This window comes from Marinomonas phycocola (assembly GCF_047525455.1).
Classification (GTDB): Bacteria; Pseudomonadota; Gammaproteobacteria; order Pseudomonadales; family Marinomonadaceae; genus Marinomonas.
In genome coordinates, this window is sequence record NZ_JBLIXL010000009.1 from 1 (window position 1) to 3,841 (window position 3,841).

Sequence of the window (3,841 nt, forward strand, 5' to 3'; positions counted from 1 at the left end):
AGTAATAGACGTTACGGTACCTCCTGATTCTAAGTAACCGCCGACTAGTAGATTACCTGCTTCATCAAACTTAATGTCAGGGTCATAATCCACATAAGTATCAACCGTATGAGTTGAAGAGCCCATTGTGTCGATCTTGTTACCCGCCTCATCATAAGAGGTCACAACCGCATCGAAGTCGGTATCCTTGGCCAAATCAGAACCTGCCACGTCAACAGACCATGTGTTATCTGATTTGACTGTTGTTGTGTAAATCGTGTCGCTGTCGATGTTCAAGGTCACTTTATCGCCTTCTGCAATATCGCCACCGATCGCTGTACCTGTTACAGCGATCGTTTGATCACTTTCCGCCTTGTTGATCACGTCATCTGACGTAATCGAATTGACTGTTACAGAGGTAACAGAAACAAATACATTAGCAGTATCAGTATCATTCTCACCGTTAACGTCACGGATTGTATAAGTAAGAGAGGCTGTACCAGTAAAGTCAGAAGCTGGAGTAAACACTAATTTATTCTCTACAACTTCAACAAGTCCTTGGTCCGAAGGGACATTTGCGTCCGTAATGATTAAACTATGTCCCTCTCTATCAGTATCGTTATCGAGTGCATCAATTGTAATTACTGATCCAGATGACATGCTAGCATAATCATCTACCGCTACAGGAGCATCGTTTTCTCCGCCGAGGAAGATTCGAACGTCTTGTGTTTCGCCACCCGTTGTGGCCACTTTGAATAGCTCGACACGGATTGTAGTTCCATCAAACGCTTGCACCTCGTCCATTTCGTTATTCAGCACATACGTCCACGCGCCTTTTGCGTTAATGCTGAACGAACCGTACTTTCCTATAGTGTTTTCTTGTGCCTTGAAGCTGGATTCACCAGCGTCCGCATCACTGACCGTCAAGGTGCCTGCTGTCGTTAGATTGTAGTCTTCTGTTACCTTACCGATATCCGTTCCACCGATTTCTGCCGCGTCTTCTGTGCCATTGATCGTGATCGTAACGGTTTGTGTGTCGCCACCCGCAGTGGTCACTGTGAACGTCTCGGTCTCGATTTGACCTGCATCCAACGCTTGCACATCGTCTACTTCGTTATTCAGCGCATACGTCCACGCGCCTTTTGCGTTAATGCTGAACGCACCGTACTTGCCTATAGTGTTTTCTTGTGACTTGAAGCTGGATTCACCGGCGTCCGCATCATTGACCGTCAAGGTGCCTGCTGTCGTTATCGTACCGTCTTCTGTTACCGAACCGATAGCCGTTCCATCGATTTCTGCCGCGTCTTCTGCGCCGTTGATCGTGATCGTAACGGTTTTTGTTTCGCCACTCGCTGTGGTCACTTCGAACGTCTCGGTCTCGGTTTGACCTGCATCCAACGCTTGCACATCGTCTACTTCGTTATTTAGCGCATACGTCCACACGCCTTTTGCGTTAATGCTGAACGCACCGTACTTGCCTATAGTGTTTTCTTGTGCATTGAAGCTGGATTCACCGGCGTCCGCATCACTGACCGTCAAGGTGCCTAATGCTTTCAGGATCCCATCTTCTGTCACATTGCCGAGTAACGACTCTTTACTATAGACAACATCGTTGAACGAGAAATACTCAAAATTAATAAGAGTGTTGGTATCACCCTGATCATCAACAATAATTACATTTCCATTATCGGCTAATGTAATCGACTGCATTTCCGATATCGCTTTATCAAACCTAGCAGTATCAATACGTTGTTTACCGCCATCGATAGTCACTGCATCATTGTCATCGTCAGCGTTTATATTAACTTGATCGCTACTGCCACCAAGCAGAATAAAGTCATCACCTGACACCGTATTTATCAAACCGCTACGGCCATGATAGTAATGGACCGTGTTCGACTCAGTACTAACATTACCATTCGTATCAGTTTGAACCGCTTTGAAAAATTCATTGTCATTCACTGGAACATCTTTCAAGTTTGAAATGTCCATAGTCCAGTTACCGCTGCTGTCTACAGTGATTGAATCATCATCAACTTTCGTGTATTCATCCGTTTTGGGATTCTGTCCTCTTCCAGTAGAGCCTGAAATCACATAAAGAGTGATTGACGCACCTGGCTCCCCTGTACCATGAAGCGTTACAAGAGAATAATCAGAAGCCGCAGAGTCGTCTGTAACATTAGTAATAACAGGAGGCGCAACAAAGATAGCCGCCGCATCGTCTGTGCCATTGATCGTGATCGTAACGGTTTGTGTGTCGCCACCCGCAGTGGTCACTGTGAACGTCTCGGTCTCGATTTGACCTGCATCCAACGCTTGCACATCGTCTACTTCGTTATTCAGCGCATACGTCCACGCGCCTTTTGCGTTAATGCTGAACGCACCGTACTTGCCTATAGTGTTTTCTTGTGACTTGAAGCTGGATTCACCGGCGTCCGCATCATTGACCGTCAAGGTGCCTGCTGTCGTTATCGTACCGTCTTCTGTTACCGAACCGATAGCCGTTCCATCGATTTCTGCCGCGTCTTCTGCGCCGTTGATCGTGATCGTAACGGTTTTTGTTTCGCCACTCGCTGTGGTCACTTCGAACGTCTCGGTCTCGGTTTGACCTGCATCCAACGCTTGCACATCGTCTACTTCGTTATTTAGCGCATACGTCCACACGCCTTTTGCGTTAATGCTGAACGCACCGTACTTGCCTATAGTGTTTTCTTGTGCATTGAAGCTGGATTCACCGGCGTCCGCATCACTGACCGTCAAGGTGCCTAATGCTTTCAGGATCCCATCTTCTGTCACATTGCCGAGTAACGACTCTTTACTATAGACAACATTTTCGAACGAGAAAGATTCAAACTCAATAAGAATGTTGGTATCACCCTGATCATCAACAATAATTACATTTCCATTATCGGCTAATGTAATCGACTGCATTTCCGAAATCGCTTTACTAAACTTAGCCGTATCATTACCTGCACCGCCATCGAGAGTCACTACATCATTGTCATCGTCAGTGTCGATAGCTTGTATATCGTCACCTTTACCAGACAGCACAAAGTCATCTTCTGACTCCGCCTTTTGCGAAGTACTATCACCATGCCAGTAATGGACCGTGTTCGAATCAGCACTAACATTACCATTCGTATCAGTTTGAACCGCTTTGAAAAATTCATTGTCACCCACTGGAACATCGTCCAGATTAGAAATATCTACCGTCCAGTTACCGCTGCTGTCTACTGTGATTGGTAGGTCTTTAACTGTAGTGTATTCACCCGTTTGGGTATTATTTCCGTTAGTAGTAGAGTTTGAAATCACATAAAGAGTGATTGATGCACCCGGCTCTCCCGTACCATGAAGCGTTACAAGAGAATAATCAGAAGCCTCAGAGTCGTCTGTAATATTAGTAATAACAGGAGGCGCAACAAAGATAGCCGCCTTATCGTCTGTGCCGTTGATCGTGATCGTGACTGTCTCTGTGTCGCCACCCGCTGTGGTCACTGTGAACGTCTCTGTCAACGTATCACCGTCATCCAAGGCTTGAACCGCTTCGCTATCGTTCGCCGTTAGGTCGTATGTCCACGCACCATCTGTACCCACACTGAACGAACCGTATTTGCCTGGAGCGTCTTCTTGTGCCACGAAAATGGATTCATCGGCGTCCGCATCGCTCACACTCAAGGTGCCTGTCGCTTGCGCGATCTCATCTTCTTCCACACTGCCGCTGTCAGAACCGGTAATCACGGCCTTATCGTCTGTGCCGTTGATCGTGATCGTGACTGTCTCTGTGTCGCCACCCGCTGTGGTCACTGTGAACGTCTCTGTCAACGTATCACCGTCATCCAAGGCTTGAACCGCTTCGCTATCG

1 protein-coding gene is annotated in these 3,841 nt (G+C 46.9%); it reads right to left on the reverse strand.

Annotated features, from left to right (window positions below):
- Nucleotides 1–3,841, reverse strand: a 3,841-nt coding sequence (locus ACMUMJ_RS08485) for a VCBS domain-containing protein (protein ID WP_414678393.1), incomplete at both ends; no start/stop codon positions are given.